Genomic DNA, 16,053 nt, shown 5'->3' with positions numbered 1-16,053 from the left:
TGCTATTTTACCAGCAATCTTCTTTATTTTAATTTGCACTTTTTATTTTTAAGTCTAAACTGATCCTCAGAGCTATGTCAACTTTTTCCATATCTTCATCAGTCATACGACCTATTTTTTCTTTAAGTCTTCTTTTGTCTAATGTTCTAACTTGTTCTAGCAAAACCACCGAGTCCTTATTCAAACCATACTCTTCTGAGGAAATTTCAACATGTGTTGGAAGTTTTGCCTTATTTATTTGAGAGGTTATTGCAGCCACTATCACTGTGGGACTATATCTATTACCTATATCATTTTGAATTATGATTACAGGTCTAATTCCGCCTTGTTCGGAACCTACCACAGGACTCAAATCTGCATAAAAAATATCTCCTCTCCTTACGATAGTTGTCATGAGGCATTCACTCTCCTAAAGCTTAGCTTCGTATTCTCTTAAGTCATATAAATCATTTTCTAAGCCCAATTCTGAGATTTCTAAATTTAAGTCTTTCATGGCTAAGTAGCCTTGCTTCATTCTCTCTATATAACTTAAATATTTTTTCTCTTCTATATATAATATTAAATTATCCTCAATAAATTCACTACTTTTTATGTTATTTTTTTCATAAGCCTCATTTATATCTTTACAAAAAGATTTGCTTAATTCTAGGATTAATTCCTTCTGACTACACATGGAAATTTAATACCTCCTACTATAATAACAACTATATGTACAAGTTAATTATAATTCAATTATTATTATAATGTCAAAGATATTATTTCCTTTTTCTACTTTTTGCAACAAATGAGGTCAGCTTATTTTATTTATTGAAGCTAGCATTATACATAATTTCTAATATTAACTATTTTTCCATCTTTTTTATATATTCTTGGCACCCTTTTGCTAATTGCACAAACTACTTCATAATTAATAGTACCAATTAGATTGCCAATATCATCTGCAGTTATTTCATTTCCAAATTCATCTTTGCCAATAAGTATAACTTCATCTCCAATGTCTACATCCTCTATGCCTGTAATATCGATCATACATTGATCCATACATATTCTTCCTACAACTGGCGCAAATTTACCTTTAATTATAACCTTAGCTTTTTCAAATAATAATCTAGTAAATCCATCTGCGTATCCTATAGATAATGTGGCAATAATACTTTCCTTTTGAGTTTCAAATTTTCTTCCATAACTTATAAAATTACTCTCAGGAATCTTTTTTATATGTACTATGTTAGCCTTAATACTCATTACTGGTTCAAGCTTTAAAGCCTGCTTATTGATCTGCTCTGATGGATAGTATCCATATAATATTATCCCTGCCCTTACTGCATCATATTGCAGTTCTGGTAAATCTATGATCGCACCACTATTACTTACATGTTTAAAGTTAATATGAATTCCTAGTTCCTTAAGATATACATTAAACCTATTATATTGTTCTAACTGCCTATATGTATATTCTTTATTTTTTTCATCTGAAGAAGAAAAATGTGTAAATAATCCTACTATATCTATATTAGGAAGCTTACTTATTCTATATACTTCTTTTGCCTCTTCTCTTGTAGGGAGAAATCCTATCCTCCCCATACCTGTATCTACTTTTATGTGGATTCTTGCTTTTAGTTTTTTTTCTACTGCAACCCTTGAAAGCATCTCTGCTTGTTGAAAACTATAAATAGTCTGTTCTATATCATAATCTAACAATTGATTATAGATATTAGGATTTGTGAAACCTAATATCATCAATGGAGCATCTAACCCTGCTTTTCTAAGTTCAATGCCCTCACTTAATACTGCAACAGCAAATCTACTAGCTCCATTATCTTGTAACTCTTTGTAAATATCTATAGCACCATGTCCATAGCCATCTGCCTTTATAACGCCTATAACTTCTTTATTTCCACACACTTTCTTGATTTCTCTCATATTATTTGCCAGCTTATCTAAATCAATTTCAGCCCAAACTGGTCTTATATTTTCACTAAACATTATTACTCACCTCGCTAGTTATTTAAATGAACTTTTGTTCTTTATTCATCATCTAACAAGACTGCTATTAATTTTAATCCATATCATCAATTTTATCAGTCCAATTGAAGTTTTCATAAGTATACATAATTCTTTCTTCCTTATTTGTATCATAAATTACTATTTTCTTCGGCATATTAGCTCTTATATCATAGTACATAACTCCACTATACAAATTCCTATTATTACCTGGAAGTATTACATCTACTAATAAAATTTTTTCTCCCTTTGTCTCTTCTTCTTGAAAATTTAAATTTTGGTTAGTATATATTAATGCTATATATTCATCTATAAAGCTATATTTTAGCACTTCATCAAATTCTGTAGAGAGTTTATATTCTTGTGAGCCTATCTTATCTTTTACAAATATGTCTTCTCCTTTAAATATGAAATTCCTATCCTTTAATTCTAATTTTCCCCCTACATCCTTTTTATATTTTTGAATACCTTCATATGTATATTTTTCTTTTGAATTTATCACTTCTATAGTTATATTACTACTATAGGATTTTACTTCCTTTATATTTCTTATTAGACTATTCATGTCTAAACTTTTTTCAGAACCTATTATTCTAGACATTATAAAAAAAATTAAACCAAAACTTACAATTATTACTAGTGGAATTATACTGTTTTTTTTCATTTACTCCTCCAAAATTAAAGTATTATTACACTAATATATTTATTATTATTATTCATAATGTATAACTAAGTTTTAATAAAATCTTATTCCCTATCAATAATAGATTTAATAGTATAAGGTAATTCTTCTGTCAAATGCGTTGCATTAACACAAAACATTTTCTCTGCTAATACATCTCCACAGTATCCATGGATAAAAGCTGCTATATAAGTAGCTTCTAAAGGCCTATATCCTTGAGCAATAAAAGATGCTATTATTCCTGTTAATGTATCGCCCATACCACCCGACGACATAGCACTGTTCCCTGTGGTATTTTCAAAAACATAATTACCATCAGTAATTAAAGTTCTATGATCTTTTAATAATAGTATAACATCATTTTCATAAGCAAATTGCTTTGATATATGTATTCTATCTTCTTTTACTTCCTCTACAGATAGACCAGTAAGTCTTGCCATTTCACCATAATGTGGTGTAAGTATAATAGTATCATTTTTAAGCTGAAGCAATTCTAGGTTATTCTGAAGAACATTTAATCCATCTGCATCTATAACAATAGGACATTCTGCATTTTCAATCACATTTCTTACTATGTTATAAGTTAGTTTACTATTTCCCATACCTGGTCCAAGTGCTACACAATCGCTTTTAACCATTATATTACCAATTTTTTCTTTGTCCTCATAATTAATAGTCATAGCTTCATTTAGTTTGACGCTCATTATTTCTTGTATTTCTTTAGGAACACATAGTGTTGCAAGGCCCACGCCACTTCTTACTGCAGCTTCAGTTGTTAAATAAGCTGCACCACAAAATCCTACAGAACCAGCAATGACTAAAACATGTCCATAATCACCCTTATACCCTTCTTCTTCTCTTGGCTTTAGTATATTACTAACCATATTCATATCAATTTTTACAGTCTTTGTATTAAAAAGTATAGAGCTAAACTTATTATTATTCATTTTATTTAGCGGATTTATCATTATGAAACACCTCCAATATAGCATATGCTATAGCATTATCTTCTCCATGAGAAATACTAAGATGCATATTATAGTGTCCATATTCACTGGCTATTAATTTAGCTTTTCCTTCCAAGGTCACTATAGGTTTTCCAAGAGTAGTATTTTCAACAATTATATCTTTAAATCCAAAACCTCTAAAGCCTGTACCTAAAGCCTTTGCAACTGCTTCCTTAGCCGCAAACTTTCCAGCTACATATTCGGATCTTAAATTTCTTTCTTTTAAGTGTTCTATCTCATTTACTGTAAATATTTTTTCTAAAAACATCTCATTTTTTTCTATAATCTCTTTTATTCTTCTTATTTCAACTATATCTACTCCAATACCTATTATCACAACTCCACCTCCTATTACCAAAATTTAGCATACATTTCATTTTTAAAGATTATTCTACTAGATTTATACACTTAAATAAGTAAAAAACTTAAATTTAAATTAATTGAAGCAAGTTTGTATCACAAAAGTTAAAAATTTCAGATAATAAATTTACCCTGTAATACTTACAATCATTTTATCATAAAATGAAAATTTTTACATCTAATTTGAATTTGTATAGGTTTATCTATAAAAGTATTTTAAAAAAGTAAAGGAAAATCCTTTACTCTTAGATCTCTATATTAACAAACTTTGTCAAAATCAGATATATATTCCTCAATTATTTCATCGAGTATTTCTACCAAGTGTACTGGTGACAAAGTATTGACTTTGAAAAATTCCATCAATCCACGAACTCTTTCTTCATTAGGACTAATATAATTTTCATAATCTCTAGAGCTTTCTATAACTTGTCCATTTTCTTTAGTCTCACATATAATTTCTATACCATATGCCTGAACCACTTTATCCCCATAATCTTGATTAATTATTAAGTCATTCTTTATTAGATTGTAAGTATAAATATATTCATTTTCCAACAAAATATTGTTAACTAAAGTTTTCACTATCACATAAAAACCCCCTATTAATACAGTAAGTAGTTTAACACTAGCTGTAAATATATAATTTACAAAAATTTTAACATGGATTGATACAATATTGTGTCAATCCGTGTATGTTATTTAAATTTATTATCTTTTCAAAATTGACATTTTTCTCTGATTTTACACTATTATTGTAATGCATTGTATTTATTTTCTATTTTTCATTGTCGCCAATTGATTATAATTCCCCTATATTGTCGTAAATTAATTATTCATTATTTTAATTCTTCCTTAATATTTTTTACTATTTCTTCAACATTTCTTTGGTCTTTACTAGTGATAGTATTTTTGGAAAATTTCGCCTTATTGTATAATTTAGTAAGTCTATCCAAATTATCTACTTGCTTTATATTTATCTTTGTAACATTCTTCAATTGGGTAGGTGTCATATACGGTCTAAATATTTCTTTTTTATCTGTAATTTCAACAAACTCCTTATAATTATATATAAGTTCTTCTCTTTCGTTACCTTTATGTCTAAATAACTTTTTAACTTTTTTAACTAATTTATTTTCATCTTTTACTATATCTATTGTTTCTATTTCTTCAATATATTCTTCTAATCTTTCACCTTTATTTCCCTCATATTTTTTTATTATCTTAATAACTATTACAACTGTAACTATAACTAAAATAATTTTAAAAACTAAAGGAATTATATTGGCCCATTGCCCAATACTATCATCTTGAATATTCTTAAATATATTTTCGCCTTCTTCAATATTTATTTTATCAAATATAGACGTATTTCCTTTATACTTTAGTTTAAGTTTTGATAATATATATCCTATAGGATAGCCTACTATAATAGCTAGAACCCCTGCTATTTTATCTAATATTAAATTAATTACATAAAAAACTCCTTTAATCATCCTTATAAATGTATTATAAAAAAATTCCTGGCTTAAAAATAAGGATATTCCAATTATAGTTAAATTTATAATATTATCCTTCTTGGTTCTCTTAATATTATATTCATATGCCATGGCTTCTCTAATAGTCAATATCATGAAAATCACATATATTACATATATTCTAAATAAATAATCTAGAGCTCCTGAAAAGAAAAGTGCAGTTAAAGGACTTAAAACAATTATAATATATGTGCCTGTAGTAAGTTGATGCTTATATTGATTATAATTTACATTGGTCTCTAACTTAGAGAATAGGAATCCTGTACCTACAAGTATAAATAGACTGTTTATGAATCCATATTCTAGAGAATATACATTACTTAATATAAGAAAACTTAATCCTATAGGCAAAATGAAACTTACTATAAAGTTCATTTTCTTTTGAAGCATATACCTTATAGAAAAAATATTTAAAGAAAATACTATAAAAAGAAAATATTTAACTTCATTAGAAAATATAACTGAGCTCACTAAGCTCCATACAATATAAATCATAGTTATAAAGGTTAGTGTATACAAAACTCTTATTTTTTCAGCTGTATTCATTAGTTTCTCCTTCCCTTATAAGCTATAGTTTCTATTCCTTGAATATATGGTGTATTAACATTATCACCCACATATATAATTTTAATTTTATATCCATTTCTATATAAAGAAGTTAGTATCAATATATCTTTATCATTTAAATAAGAAGTAACTAATATATAAGTAGAATTTTTTTGAAAATACTTAGTTCTACTGCTTAAGTATTCGTGTAATTCGTGCTTTATGGATGTATCAATTCTTGCTGCAAACTCTACAATTTTATTTAATATACCTACCTTTGGTTCAATTTCATTTCTAATTCTAGACTTATAACTTATTATATGTCCATTTGTCCAAATTCCTGTAGGTATATTTGCCTTAAGAGATTTAGCTGCCAAAGCTACAGAAATTTCTATTTCTTTCTCTATATTTTCAGGATTAATGCTAGTCCAATGAGGATCTCCACACTGAATATTAACTATTATAACCACTTCTTGTTCAGAGGTATAATCGTAATCTTTAACCATTAGTTTATTAGCTTTTAAAGTAGATTTCCAATGTATATCCTTCATTCTGTCTTCTCTATTATATTCTCTAATACCCTTCAAATACAGTGGATCCTTATGAATCCATCTTCTTACAGTATTGTCTCCTTGAATGTTTGTAGCATCAAACTTATACTGGCTTAGGGAATTTATTTTTGGACATACCATTATTTCCAAATAATCTTCAAAACCTTGTTTTTCTATAGTAGTAGCTAAAATATCCCCTAAATATACATCTATAGATTTTAGTAAATATATTCCCCTCTTTTCTCCAACTATTCTATAAGTTCTCCTTTTTCTCTTAAAACCACCAATAGAAAATTTGCTTAAATGTCTAATATCTCTTCCCTCACTATAACTAATAACATTGCTATCAAACTTTAGTCCATGTGGAATTATCTCTTCTATAAGTAAGTATGAAGCAGGCAATCTTTTATTATTTTCTATAACTATACTAATATCAAAGCTATCGCCTTCTACTATTTTTTTACTCTCAATCTCTCTATAAACTTTTAAATCATTAAAACCTTTAGTTACAATAATTTTAGATATGTAAAGGTACAATTCAATTATCCCTAACAAGAAGATATATTGCGCTATCATATCTACACCTCTAAGGCTTTTCAATAGGTGTATTTATAGTATTCAAAATCTCTTTTATTATTTGTTCACCACTATCTGTTCCACTATTAATTTCATTCTTCAATATTATTCTATGACTCATTATAGGAATAGCTAGCTCCTTTACATCTTCTGTTATAACATAATCTCTTTCCCTTATTGCAGCCAACGCTTGGCATCCTCTCATAAGATTTAAAGTAGCTCTAGGGCTACACCCTAATTCTATTTCCTTATGAGTTCTAGTAGCCGTAACTAAGTTAACTATATATTCTTTTATATCCTCACTAATATAAACTTTATTAAAATTATTTTGAACATATTCAAGATCATTTAAAGTTACTACTGACTCAAGACTATCTAATGGGTCCTTCTCTATAAATCTGTTCATCATTTCTTTCTCTTCTTGGTAATTTGGATATCCCATTGATAATTTCATAAAAAATCTATCTAATTGTGCCTCCGGTAATTGAAAAGTTCCAAATTGTTCTACTGGGTTTTGAGTAGCAATTACAAAAAATGGTTTTTCAAGTTTTATTGTATTTCCTTCTACTGTTATTTGTCCTTCCTCCATACATTCTAGCAATGCAGATTGTGTTCTTGGAGTAGCTCTATTAATCTCATCTGCTAGAACTATTTGACTTAATAGGGGACCTCCTCTAAATTCAAATTCTTGAGTTTTCTGATTATAAAAATATATTCCTGTTAAATCTGAAGGTAGTAAATCTGGTGTAAACTGTATTCTTTTAAAGCTACAATTCATAGTTTTCGATAAGCTTTTGCACAGTTTAGTTTTTCCTAGTCCAGGCACGTCTTCTAAAAGTACATGTCCAGAAGTTATAAAGCTTACAATTATCTTATCTATAACCTGTTCTTTACCAATAATGACCTTAGATATATTATTTAAAACCGAGTCTCTAAATTCCTTGAATTTTAAAATATCCAAAATAACCCCTCCACTCCTCTAATATAACTATTATACTATCTTTTTATTAGTTTTAATATTAAAAATATTGAAATTAATATTGTTGTTACTTATCATCACTATGTTAAAAGAATTGAATTTTTAAAATAGACTCTGTTTTAATATACAGCTAATAATCAACATAAGTCTAAAACATGGCCAAAAATAAAAAATGAGCATATGTATTTTACATATACTCATTTTTATGTATTAAACTATTTCTTCCTTTGATCTTTTATTATTCATAAATTGAAATTCATCAGCAATTACTTCTGAAATATACTTTCTCTGACCTTCTGAATTTTCAAAACTTCTGCTCTGAAGTCTTCCAGTTACACTTATTACGCTTCCTTTTACTAAATATTCACTAACTATTTCAGCTTTTTTACCCCATAATACTACGGGAATAAAATCTACATATTTTTCACCTGAGGCACTTTTATATGGTCTATCTACAGCTAAAATAATTCTAGTAAAAACCTTATTACTCTCCTCTAAAATTTTAACTTCTGGATCTTTTGTTAATCTACCAACCAAAACAATTCTATTCATCAATATACCTCCAATCTCATTGTTTTTACTATATTTTTGACTAAATAGTAGTAACTTAAACAATTTCTTGGAAATGTACTGTTAATTTTTTATTAACTATACATATAAAATAACAAGTCAACGACTCTGAGGATATTTTGAATCAAGCAAATAAGTAGAATCGCCTACTAGTAGTACCTTTCGGCGATTTTACTGACATAGTATATCACAAAATAGACCATGATACTGACTAATTATTTTTTTCAATATGACTTAAGCTATATCTGAGAATTCTATCTTTATTTTTTCATCACCTTTTTTTAATTTGTCTTCTTGTACTAGAGAGCATGTCTGTTTCTTTGAAGTTTTATTTGGAAGAATAACCACAAATTCACTTCCTTCATCCACCTTACTATAAACTTTAATACTCCCTCCATGAGCTTCTATTATAGATTTAACTAATGAAAGACCTATACCACTTCCTTCATGAGCTCTAGTGAATAACGACTCCCCTTGAACAAATCTATTAAATATAATATCGATCATATCTTCTGGTATACCTATTCCATTATCTTTCACATGTATTTCTACTGCATCATCAACTTCGTGTATACTAACTACAATTTCACCATTTTCTTTTGAAAACTTTACAGCATTAGATAAAAGATTTAACATAACTCTTTCTATATTCTCTTTATCGATTCCTAATACTTTTTCTTCAATGTCAGTATCAAATATTAGATACATACCTCTATTTTCTACATACTCCACTGTAGAAAGTGTTATATCTTCTACTATTTGTACAATATCATAATTTTCAAAGTTCATCTTCAAATTTCCGCCTTCTATTCTCGTCATGTCAATTAAATTATTTATTAGTCTTAATAATCTATAACAATTTTGCTTTAATATATCTATATACCTATCTATAGTTTCGTATTCTTCACTATTCTTCTCTGATTTTAACTGTATAAGCTGAACTATACTTAATATAATGTTTAACGGAGTTTTCAGTTCATGAGATACGTTGGCAATAAATTCAGTTTTCATCTTATCATATTGAATAGTTTGATCTAATTTTATTTTATCAATTCTTGCCTTTTTTACATCTGTTAAATCATTCATTATTAATAAAATTGATTTCTTTCCAGCAAAGTATATGTTTATGGCTCCCACATCGGCCTCTATAAATGTACCATCATCTTTTTTAAAAACGATTTCCCTATGCTCAATTTTACTTTCATCGTTCATAATTGCTTTATAAATTTCATACATATCCTCTAAATAATCTTTATGAACTATCTCTTCCATAGACGCTCTGTTCAATTGTTTTTTAGATTCCATTCCTAAAGTTTTTAGCATAGTCTCATTTACAAATATCACATCATCTAGGTTATCATATACAGCTACTCCAAAAGGTAAAAAGTGTAACAGTCTTGAGTAATCATCTGTACTTCTTTTCAAACTATATTCCGCCTTAATTCTCTTAGTTATATCTTTAAAGATAAATACAGTATATATTTCATTATCTTCCATAAAACACATGGTTGACATTTCTAAATAAATTATAGTTCCGTCTTGTCTTCTTACCTTTCGTTGAACTAAGGATAGATTAGATTCATCTTTTAATAATTCTTTATCTATTTCATTGTTCACACATACAGTATTTTCAAAATTAACTAAATCAAAAATATTTTTCCCAATCATATTCAATTCTAAATTTCCACATACTATCTCTTTACTCGCTTTATTGTTAAAGATAACCTTATCTTTATTTTGCACTATTATACCATTTGGAGATGTATATAAAATTGTGTTTAGTGACTTATAACTCAGTCCTCCTAGGATACCATAATTATTATTTTCGTTTTCTATTTCTTTAGATTTTATATCTATTTTCCTAGATAAAATATAATTATCATAATTTATATTTGAATCATCTTGAATTATAGATAAAATTATGTAATTATAATCTTTAATTTTTATATTAGAACTTGTTAATCTAAATTCTATTTCTTCTAAGAATCTAATTCTTATATGACAATTATTAAAATTTTCCCATGAACAAATCTTACTATAGCTGAAATTTCTTTCATCATCTATAATACTTAAGAATTCTCGTATATCTTCTCCCTTAAAATCTAACAATTCCTTATAACTCATTAATTTCTTAAATTGATTGTTTACATATTGAATTTTACACTCTTCATCTATAATAACAATCAAGTCTGATAAATTATCAAAAAATCCCAAGTCCTTTTCGCTAGTAAAGTTCATTATTTTTCCCCCAATTAACCCTATAATTTCTTATGCTAAATATATTTATTTATATTTTAAAACCATTTTTTATTTTAATCACCATAAGATATTTTACATCAAATTGTTGGAAGTTTTCACAATAAAATTTCGTTAAAATTCTACATATGCTTCGACAGTATCTTTATATATTCTCCTATTTTTATTTAAATTACTTATATTAATACTTTTGTCACCATATTCTCAATGATTTCCCTTATTATTTGTTGCATTTATTACATATTGAAAATTAAATATTTACTTTCTATTTTAAAAAAATAAGAAATATTTCAAAATTATGTAAACTGAGTTAATCATAATTTTAAAAATATTTCTTATAACCATTATATTAAATTATTTTTTTAATTATTTTCCAATTTTTTATGTCTACATTTCTTACAAACTTTAATCTTTGCTCCATCTGGTAATAACTTATCATATAATACCTTAATCCGTTCTGTTTTACACAAAGGACAGGTTCCCCTTCCTCTTGATGGAATATTCCATAACGCCTTACCCCGGTTCTGTTTTCCCATATACATCCCTCACCTTATATATAATAGCTTATATATATAAATTGTATTAACATTTCAAATCATCCAATTATCTAAAGTGACTATATCTTGAATATCTAATTGTTTATTACAATTTATATACATTAAAATATTTATTATATTCAGGATGCTTTTATGACTAAAATAGGTGAAATATTTTTTACACTTAACCTTTAGAACTTTTTACTTTTAAGTAATTCTTTCATTCCTTCTTTTAGCTCATCTCTCTTTAGAGCAAAATCTATGGTAGCCTCTATAAAGCCTAGTTTATCCCCAACATCATATCTATTTCCATCAAATATGTGTGCATACATATCCTGACTCTGCAATAATGCCTTTAGTCCATCTGTAAGTTGAATTTCTCCACCTTTTCCTGGCTCTGTATTTTCTAATATATCAAATATTTCTGGAGTTATTATATATCTGCCTAATATAGCTACCCTCGATGGTGCCTCTTCCACTTTAGGCTTTTCTATTAAATCTTCAACTTTGTATTCCTTTTCATTAACTCTATCACCTTTGACAATTCCATACTTGTTCACATTCTCTTCTTTAACTTCTTGAACTCCTAATATTGAACAGTTATATTTGTCATATGCATCTATTAGTTGCTTTAGACATGGTGTTTCACTATCTACTATGTCATCTCCTAGCATAACTGCAAAGGGTTCATCCCCAACAAATGTCTTAGCACAGCTTATAGCATGACCTAACCCTTTAGGTTCTCTCTGTCTTACATAATATATATTAGCCATATAAGTAGATTCACTAACTAAAGATAATAATTCTTCCTTGCCATCTTTAGCTAAATTTACTTCTAGCTCAACCATTCTATCAAAATGATCCTCTATAGCTTTCTTATTTCTTCCTGTTATTATAAGTATTTCCTCTATTCCAGAAGCCACTGCCTCCTCTACTATGTATTGTATGGTAGGCTTATCTACAATTGGTAGCATTTCCTTTGGCACAGATTTAGTAGCAGGCAAAAATCGAGTACCTAATCCCGCTGCTGGAATAACAGCCTTCCTTATTTTCATGGTCATCCCTCCAAAAATATAAAATTAACGCACTTAATATATATATTAACATATAAGCTATGTAAGTTCTATTGTAATTAAATTACCATGAATCTTAACCAAAAACATGACATAGCTATAGGTAAGTGCAGATACTGCACTTACCTATATAAATTTTATAAACTTTATTTGTATTATACCCTACATTTAAGTTCTTTATCATAGGCTATAATTGCATTTAGCTCTCCTCCTAGCAATATGGTATTAGATGTTATTTGTAACCAAATCATAAGTATGATAATAACTCCTATACTTCCATACACATCTGAGTATCTTCCAAAATTATTTACATAGAAGGCAAATCCCATAGATAGAATGATCCATGAAATGCTAGTAAATATAGCTCCAGGTAATACCTCTATCCATCTAAGTTTTCTAGATGGTATTAATCTGTATATTCCTGAAAAAACAATTATCATTCCAATTAGTACTAAAGGATATCTTATATATGCTACATAGTAAATTATCTTCACATCTAGTCCTATCCACTTTACTAGTGCATAACCTATCATTTTTCCAAATACCAAAAATGCCAGTATAAAAATTATTGAAAGTGATATTACTATCATAAATATAATAGAGGTTATGATAACACTTATTCTATTATCAGCCTCATCTTGCTCAAAAGCTCTATTAAGTCCATATCTAATAGCTCTAAATGCCCTTGACGCAGTGTACATGGAAAATATTAAAGAAAATGATAACAAATTACTATTTCTAGTCTGAAGAAGTTGCAGTGTTATGCTAGAAACTAAATAATATAACTCTTTAGGCATTAATGTTTCTAATGCCTTTAGTACTTCTACAGGATCTACATTTATAAATCCTACAAGAGTAAGTATTAACATTAAAAATGGTAGAAATGAAAATAGCATATCAAAGGCTAATTGTGATGCTAATGCAGATATATGGTGATTTTTGTATCTTAATGCCATTTTCACGATGTATTCAGTTAATTTCATATCTATACCTCTAATTTTTATATTTATAAAACTAATATTATATTTATGTATAACTTAATAAAATTATATTAGTTTTTAGTTTTTAGTTTTTTTGCATATTAGTTTAAAAAAACACTATACTTAATAATATAACTCATTTGTAACATTATTTGTATAAATATATATTTTTTTAGGAGTGATGCTATGAAAATCGGTTTAGTTCAAAGTAATATTTTATGGGAAGACAAAAACTTTAATCTTCACATGAGTAAAGACTTTTTTAGGAAAGCTATAGAGCATAATATAGAGTTACTTCTATTTCCTGAAATGTCCTTTACTGGTTTCACTATGAATGTGAAAGACTTTGGTGAACTTAATTCTTATTCAATAAATCATATAAAAAATCTGTGTAAAACCTATGGTATCAATGCCGGAATAGGATATATAGAAAAAATTTTTAATGAAGATAATGGCAGAAATAACTATACTATTATTTCTGCCCACGGATATACTTTATGTAATTACACTAAAATTCATCCCTTTTCTTATTGCAATGAAAACTTATACTTTTCACCCGGTAACAATATTAATTATTGCACTATTGATGACTTTACCATTACACCATTTATATGTTACGATTTGAGATTTCCTGAAATATTTCAGATTGCTTCAAAAAAATCATCATTAATAACAGTAGCTGCTAATTGGCCAGAGAGTAGAAAAGACCATTGGATAACTCTTTTAAGGTGTAGAGCCATAGAGAATCAATGCTATATCGCTGGTATTAATAGAGTCGGTATTGGTAATTCCTTAAATTATAGTGGGAATTCTATGATCATTGACCCACTTGGAAACATTATTTCTAAAGAGCCCGATAATTTTGAAGGATTAATAATTGCCGATATCCATATTAATAATGTAAAAAGTGTAAGAGAAAGCTTTAAATTTAAAAATGACAGAAGAGAAGATTTCTATTGTAAAAATTTTAATATAAATTTTTAAAAACTATTGCTTCTTATAAATTATGTGATATAATTTAATCAATAACAATTATTAATGGATAGATTTTATTCAAGAGGTGTACTTATGATAGACAAAGTTTTAGAAACATTAAAAAATTCTTCAGATCCACTAAAGTCTGGAGAAATAGCGGAAAAGACAGGTATTGATAAAAAAGAAGTTGACAGAGCTATAAAGAAACTTAAAGAAGATGATAAAATCCATTCTCCAAAAAGATGTTATTATTCTGCAAAGTAATTTGTAGCTGACTCCCCTTTTTTTCATAATGAACTAAAAAAACTAGCAGTTTGGCTCCCCCCATTCTGCTAGCTTTTTTTATTTAGATAATATCAACTGAAAGTTGCTCTTCCTAGACGAGAAAATTTCTCTACACATACGGTGTACTTGCTGCAACCTATGGTTATACCTAAAGTTTACAAAACTCGCAAATTACTTCTATACCTTCATTAATATCTTTATAGTTTACCATTTCCATATTAGTATTTTTATATCTTACAGGATAGATTAGTGTACCTGTTTTTATACCATTACCCTCTTTATGAATGGTTTTTCCATCACTATGTTCTTCTCCATATATATAATTTGGTCTTTTATTCAAATTCTCATAGGCTTCCTCTAGCTTTTCCTTAACTTCATGATGAATTACTAAACTTTTATCCATAAATTTAATTCCTGTGCCTTTACCTAGGGATAGGTTACCTTTTCCACCTAAGTTATCTCCTGTATTCTCTCCATCTATTACTAAGCAATACATTGGATTTATTTCATAAGCTGCAGCTCTTGCTCCTCTTGCTCCCACTACCCCTTGAGTTGAGAATACAAAGAATAGTTGACTATCTAAAGATTTTAACTCTGCTAGTTTTTCTATAGCTCTTAATAACATGTAACAACCTACTCTATTATCTAAAAATGGAGCGATTACATTGTTCTCTTCCTCTATTATATTTGCTGTAAATACTGCCACATCTCCTTCTTTAATAAGCTCAAGAGCTGCTTCCCTACTATCTACACCTAAATCTATATATATATCATCAATAGTTCCACTAGGATTTATAGTACATAGTCTTCCACCATTTCCATTTTCAAATTCAACTATAGTATTTATTATAGAAGACTCTTTGAACTCTCCCATTTTTCCTACCCTAACAAAACCTTTGTCCTCTATATAAGTGACCATAAGTCCTATAGTATCCATATGTGAACAAAGCATAATTCTCTTATGCTCTTCTCTTTCTTCACCTAAAGTGGCAATTACATTCCCCATATTATCTACTCTATGACCTATATTTAAAGAGTTTAAATGCTCTATTATTATTTCTCTTACCTCATCTTCATGTCCACTAACTCCAAATGCACTTATTAGCTTTTCAAATAAATTATCCATAATTCTCCCCCT

18 protein-coding genes are annotated in these 16,053 nt (G+C 27.9%); 2 read left to right on the top strand and 16 right to left on the bottom strand.

Annotation, left to right across the window (positions count from 1 at the left end; translation table 11 throughout):
• Positions 1–28: 28 nt before the first annotated feature.
• From ACI48Q_RS01915 to ACI48Q_RS01845, 15 genes are all read right to left on the bottom strand, one after another.
• The gene (locus tag ACI48Q_RS01915; protein WP_474917352.1) at positions 29–394 is read right to left on the bottom strand and encodes a type II toxin-antitoxin system PemK/MazF family toxin; all 366 of its coding nucleotides are present in this window, start codon (positions 392–394) and stop codon (positions 29–31) included.
• A gap of 15 nt (positions 395–409) precedes the next feature.
• Entirely contained in the window at positions 410–673 is a 264-nt protein-coding gene (locus ACI48Q_RS01910) for a CopG family transcriptional regulator (protein WP_474917351.1), read from the bottom strand.
• Between the two features lie 146 nt (positions 674–819).
• Positions 820–1,986, bottom strand: coding sequence for an alanine racemase (alr, locus tag ACI48Q_RS01905; protein WP_474917350.1), 1,167 nt, complete (start codon positions 1,984–1,986; stop codon positions 820–822).
• Positions 1,987–2,059: 73 nt separating this feature from the next.
• Entirely contained in the window at positions 2,060–2,668 is a 609-nt protein-coding gene (locus ACI48Q_RS01900; protein ID WP_474917349.1) for a germination lipoprotein GerS-related protein, read from the bottom strand.
• A gap of 83 nt (positions 2,669–2,751) precedes the next feature.
• On the bottom strand, positions 2,752–3,654 hold the full coding sequence (locus ACI48Q_RS01895; RefSeq protein ID WP_474917348.1) for an NAD(P)H-hydrate dehydratase: 903 nt from the start codon (positions 3,652–3,654) through the stop codon (positions 2,752–2,754).
• Positions 3,635–4,030 (bottom strand): holo-ACP synthase, encoded by a 396-nt coding sequence (gene acpS / locus ACI48Q_RS01890; protein ID WP_474917347.1) that lies wholly within the window; start codon positions 4,028–4,030, stop codon positions 3,635–3,637. The genes ACI48Q_RS01895 and acpS overlap by 20 nt, the downstream gene beginning before the upstream one ends.
• Positions 4,031–4,311: 281 nt before the next feature.
• Positions 4,312–4,641 (bottom strand): DUF6514 family protein, encoded by a 330-nt coding sequence (locus tag ACI48Q_RS01885; RefSeq protein ID WP_474917346.1) that lies wholly within the window; start codon positions 4,639–4,641, stop codon positions 4,312–4,314.
• Positions 4,642–4,889: 248 nt separating this feature from the next.
• Positions 4,890–6,134 carry a hypothetical protein gene (locus ACI48Q_RS01880; RefSeq protein ID WP_474917345.1) on the bottom strand — a complete coding sequence of 415 codons (1,245 nt, stop codon included), beginning with the start codon at positions 6,132–6,134 and terminating at the stop codon, positions 4,890–4,892.
• Positions 6,134–7,261 carry a DUF58 domain-containing protein gene (locus ACI48Q_RS01875; protein ID WP_474917344.1) on the bottom strand — a complete coding sequence of 376 codons (1,128 nt, stop codon included), beginning with the start codon at positions 7,259–7,261 and terminating at the stop codon, positions 6,134–6,136. Before ACI48Q_RS01875 ends, ACI48Q_RS01880 begins: the two co-directional genes overlap by 1 nt.
• A 10-nt stretch (positions 7,262–7,271) precedes the next feature.
• The gene (locus ACI48Q_RS01870; RefSeq protein WP_474917343.1) at positions 7,272–8,222 is read right to left on the bottom strand and encodes an AAA family ATPase; all 951 of its coding nucleotides are present in this window, start codon (positions 8,220–8,222) and stop codon (positions 7,272–7,274) included.
• A 228-nt stretch (positions 8,223–8,450) separates the two neighbouring features.
• Positions 8,451–8,792: a single-stranded DNA-binding protein gene (locus ACI48Q_RS01865; RefSeq protein WP_474917342.1), complete on the bottom strand. Its 342-nt coding sequence runs from the start codon at positions 8,790–8,792 to the stop codon at positions 8,451–8,453.
• Positions 8,793–9,044: 252 nt separating this feature from the next.
• Complete coding sequence (locus ACI48Q_RS01860; protein WP_474917341.1) at positions 9,045–11,048, bottom strand: PAS domain-containing sensor histidine kinase; 2,004 nt, start codon at positions 11,046–11,048, stop codon at positions 9,045–9,047.
• Positions 11,049–11,428: 380 nt separating this feature from the next.
• Positions 11,429–11,602, bottom strand: a complete 174-nt coding sequence (locus ACI48Q_RS01855) for a hypothetical protein (RefSeq protein ID WP_474917340.1) — start codon at positions 11,600–11,602, stop codon at positions 11,429–11,431.
• 191 nt (positions 11,603–11,793) lie between these two features.
• Positions 11,794–12,657, bottom strand: a complete 864-nt coding sequence (galU, locus tag ACI48Q_RS01850) for a UTP--glucose-1-phosphate uridylyltransferase GalU (protein WP_474917339.1) — start codon at positions 12,655–12,657, stop codon at positions 11,794–11,796.
• 173 nt (positions 12,658–12,830) lie between these two features.
• Positions 12,831–13,658, bottom strand: a complete 828-nt coding sequence (locus ACI48Q_RS01845) for a YihY/virulence factor BrkB family protein (RefSeq protein ID WP_474917338.1) — start codon at positions 13,656–13,658, stop codon at positions 12,831–12,833.
• Between the two features lie 183 nt (positions 13,659–13,841).
• On the opposite strand from ACI48Q_RS01845, the gene ACI48Q_RS01840 reads away from it, so the two are divergent.
• Both ACI48Q_RS01840 and ACI48Q_RS01835 read left to right on the top strand, forming a co-directional pair.
• Positions 13,842–14,639: a nitrilase-related carbon-nitrogen hydrolase gene (locus ACI48Q_RS01840; RefSeq protein ID WP_474917337.1), complete on the top strand. Its 798-nt coding sequence runs from the start codon at positions 13,842–13,844 to the stop codon at positions 14,637–14,639.
• A gap of 84 nt (positions 14,640–14,723) precedes the next feature.
• The gene (locus ACI48Q_RS01835; RefSeq protein WP_474917336.1) at positions 14,724–14,894 is read left to right on the top strand and encodes an HTH domain-containing protein; all 171 of its coding nucleotides are present in this window, start codon (positions 14,724–14,726) and stop codon (positions 14,892–14,894) included.
• Positions 14,895–15,063: 169 nt separating this feature from the next.
• Here ACI48Q_RS01835 and ACI48Q_RS01830 read toward each other — a convergent pair whose 3' ends face one another.
• Positions 15,064–16,041, bottom strand: coding sequence for a M42 family peptidase (locus ACI48Q_RS01830; RefSeq protein ID WP_474917335.1), 978 nt, complete (start codon positions 16,039–16,041; stop codon positions 15,064–15,066).
• Positions 16,042–16,053 lie beyond the last annotated feature (12 nt).

This window comes from Clostridium sp. LXY-7, assembly GCF_056172015.1.
This window is presented reverse-complemented; position numbering and strand designations above follow the sequence as displayed.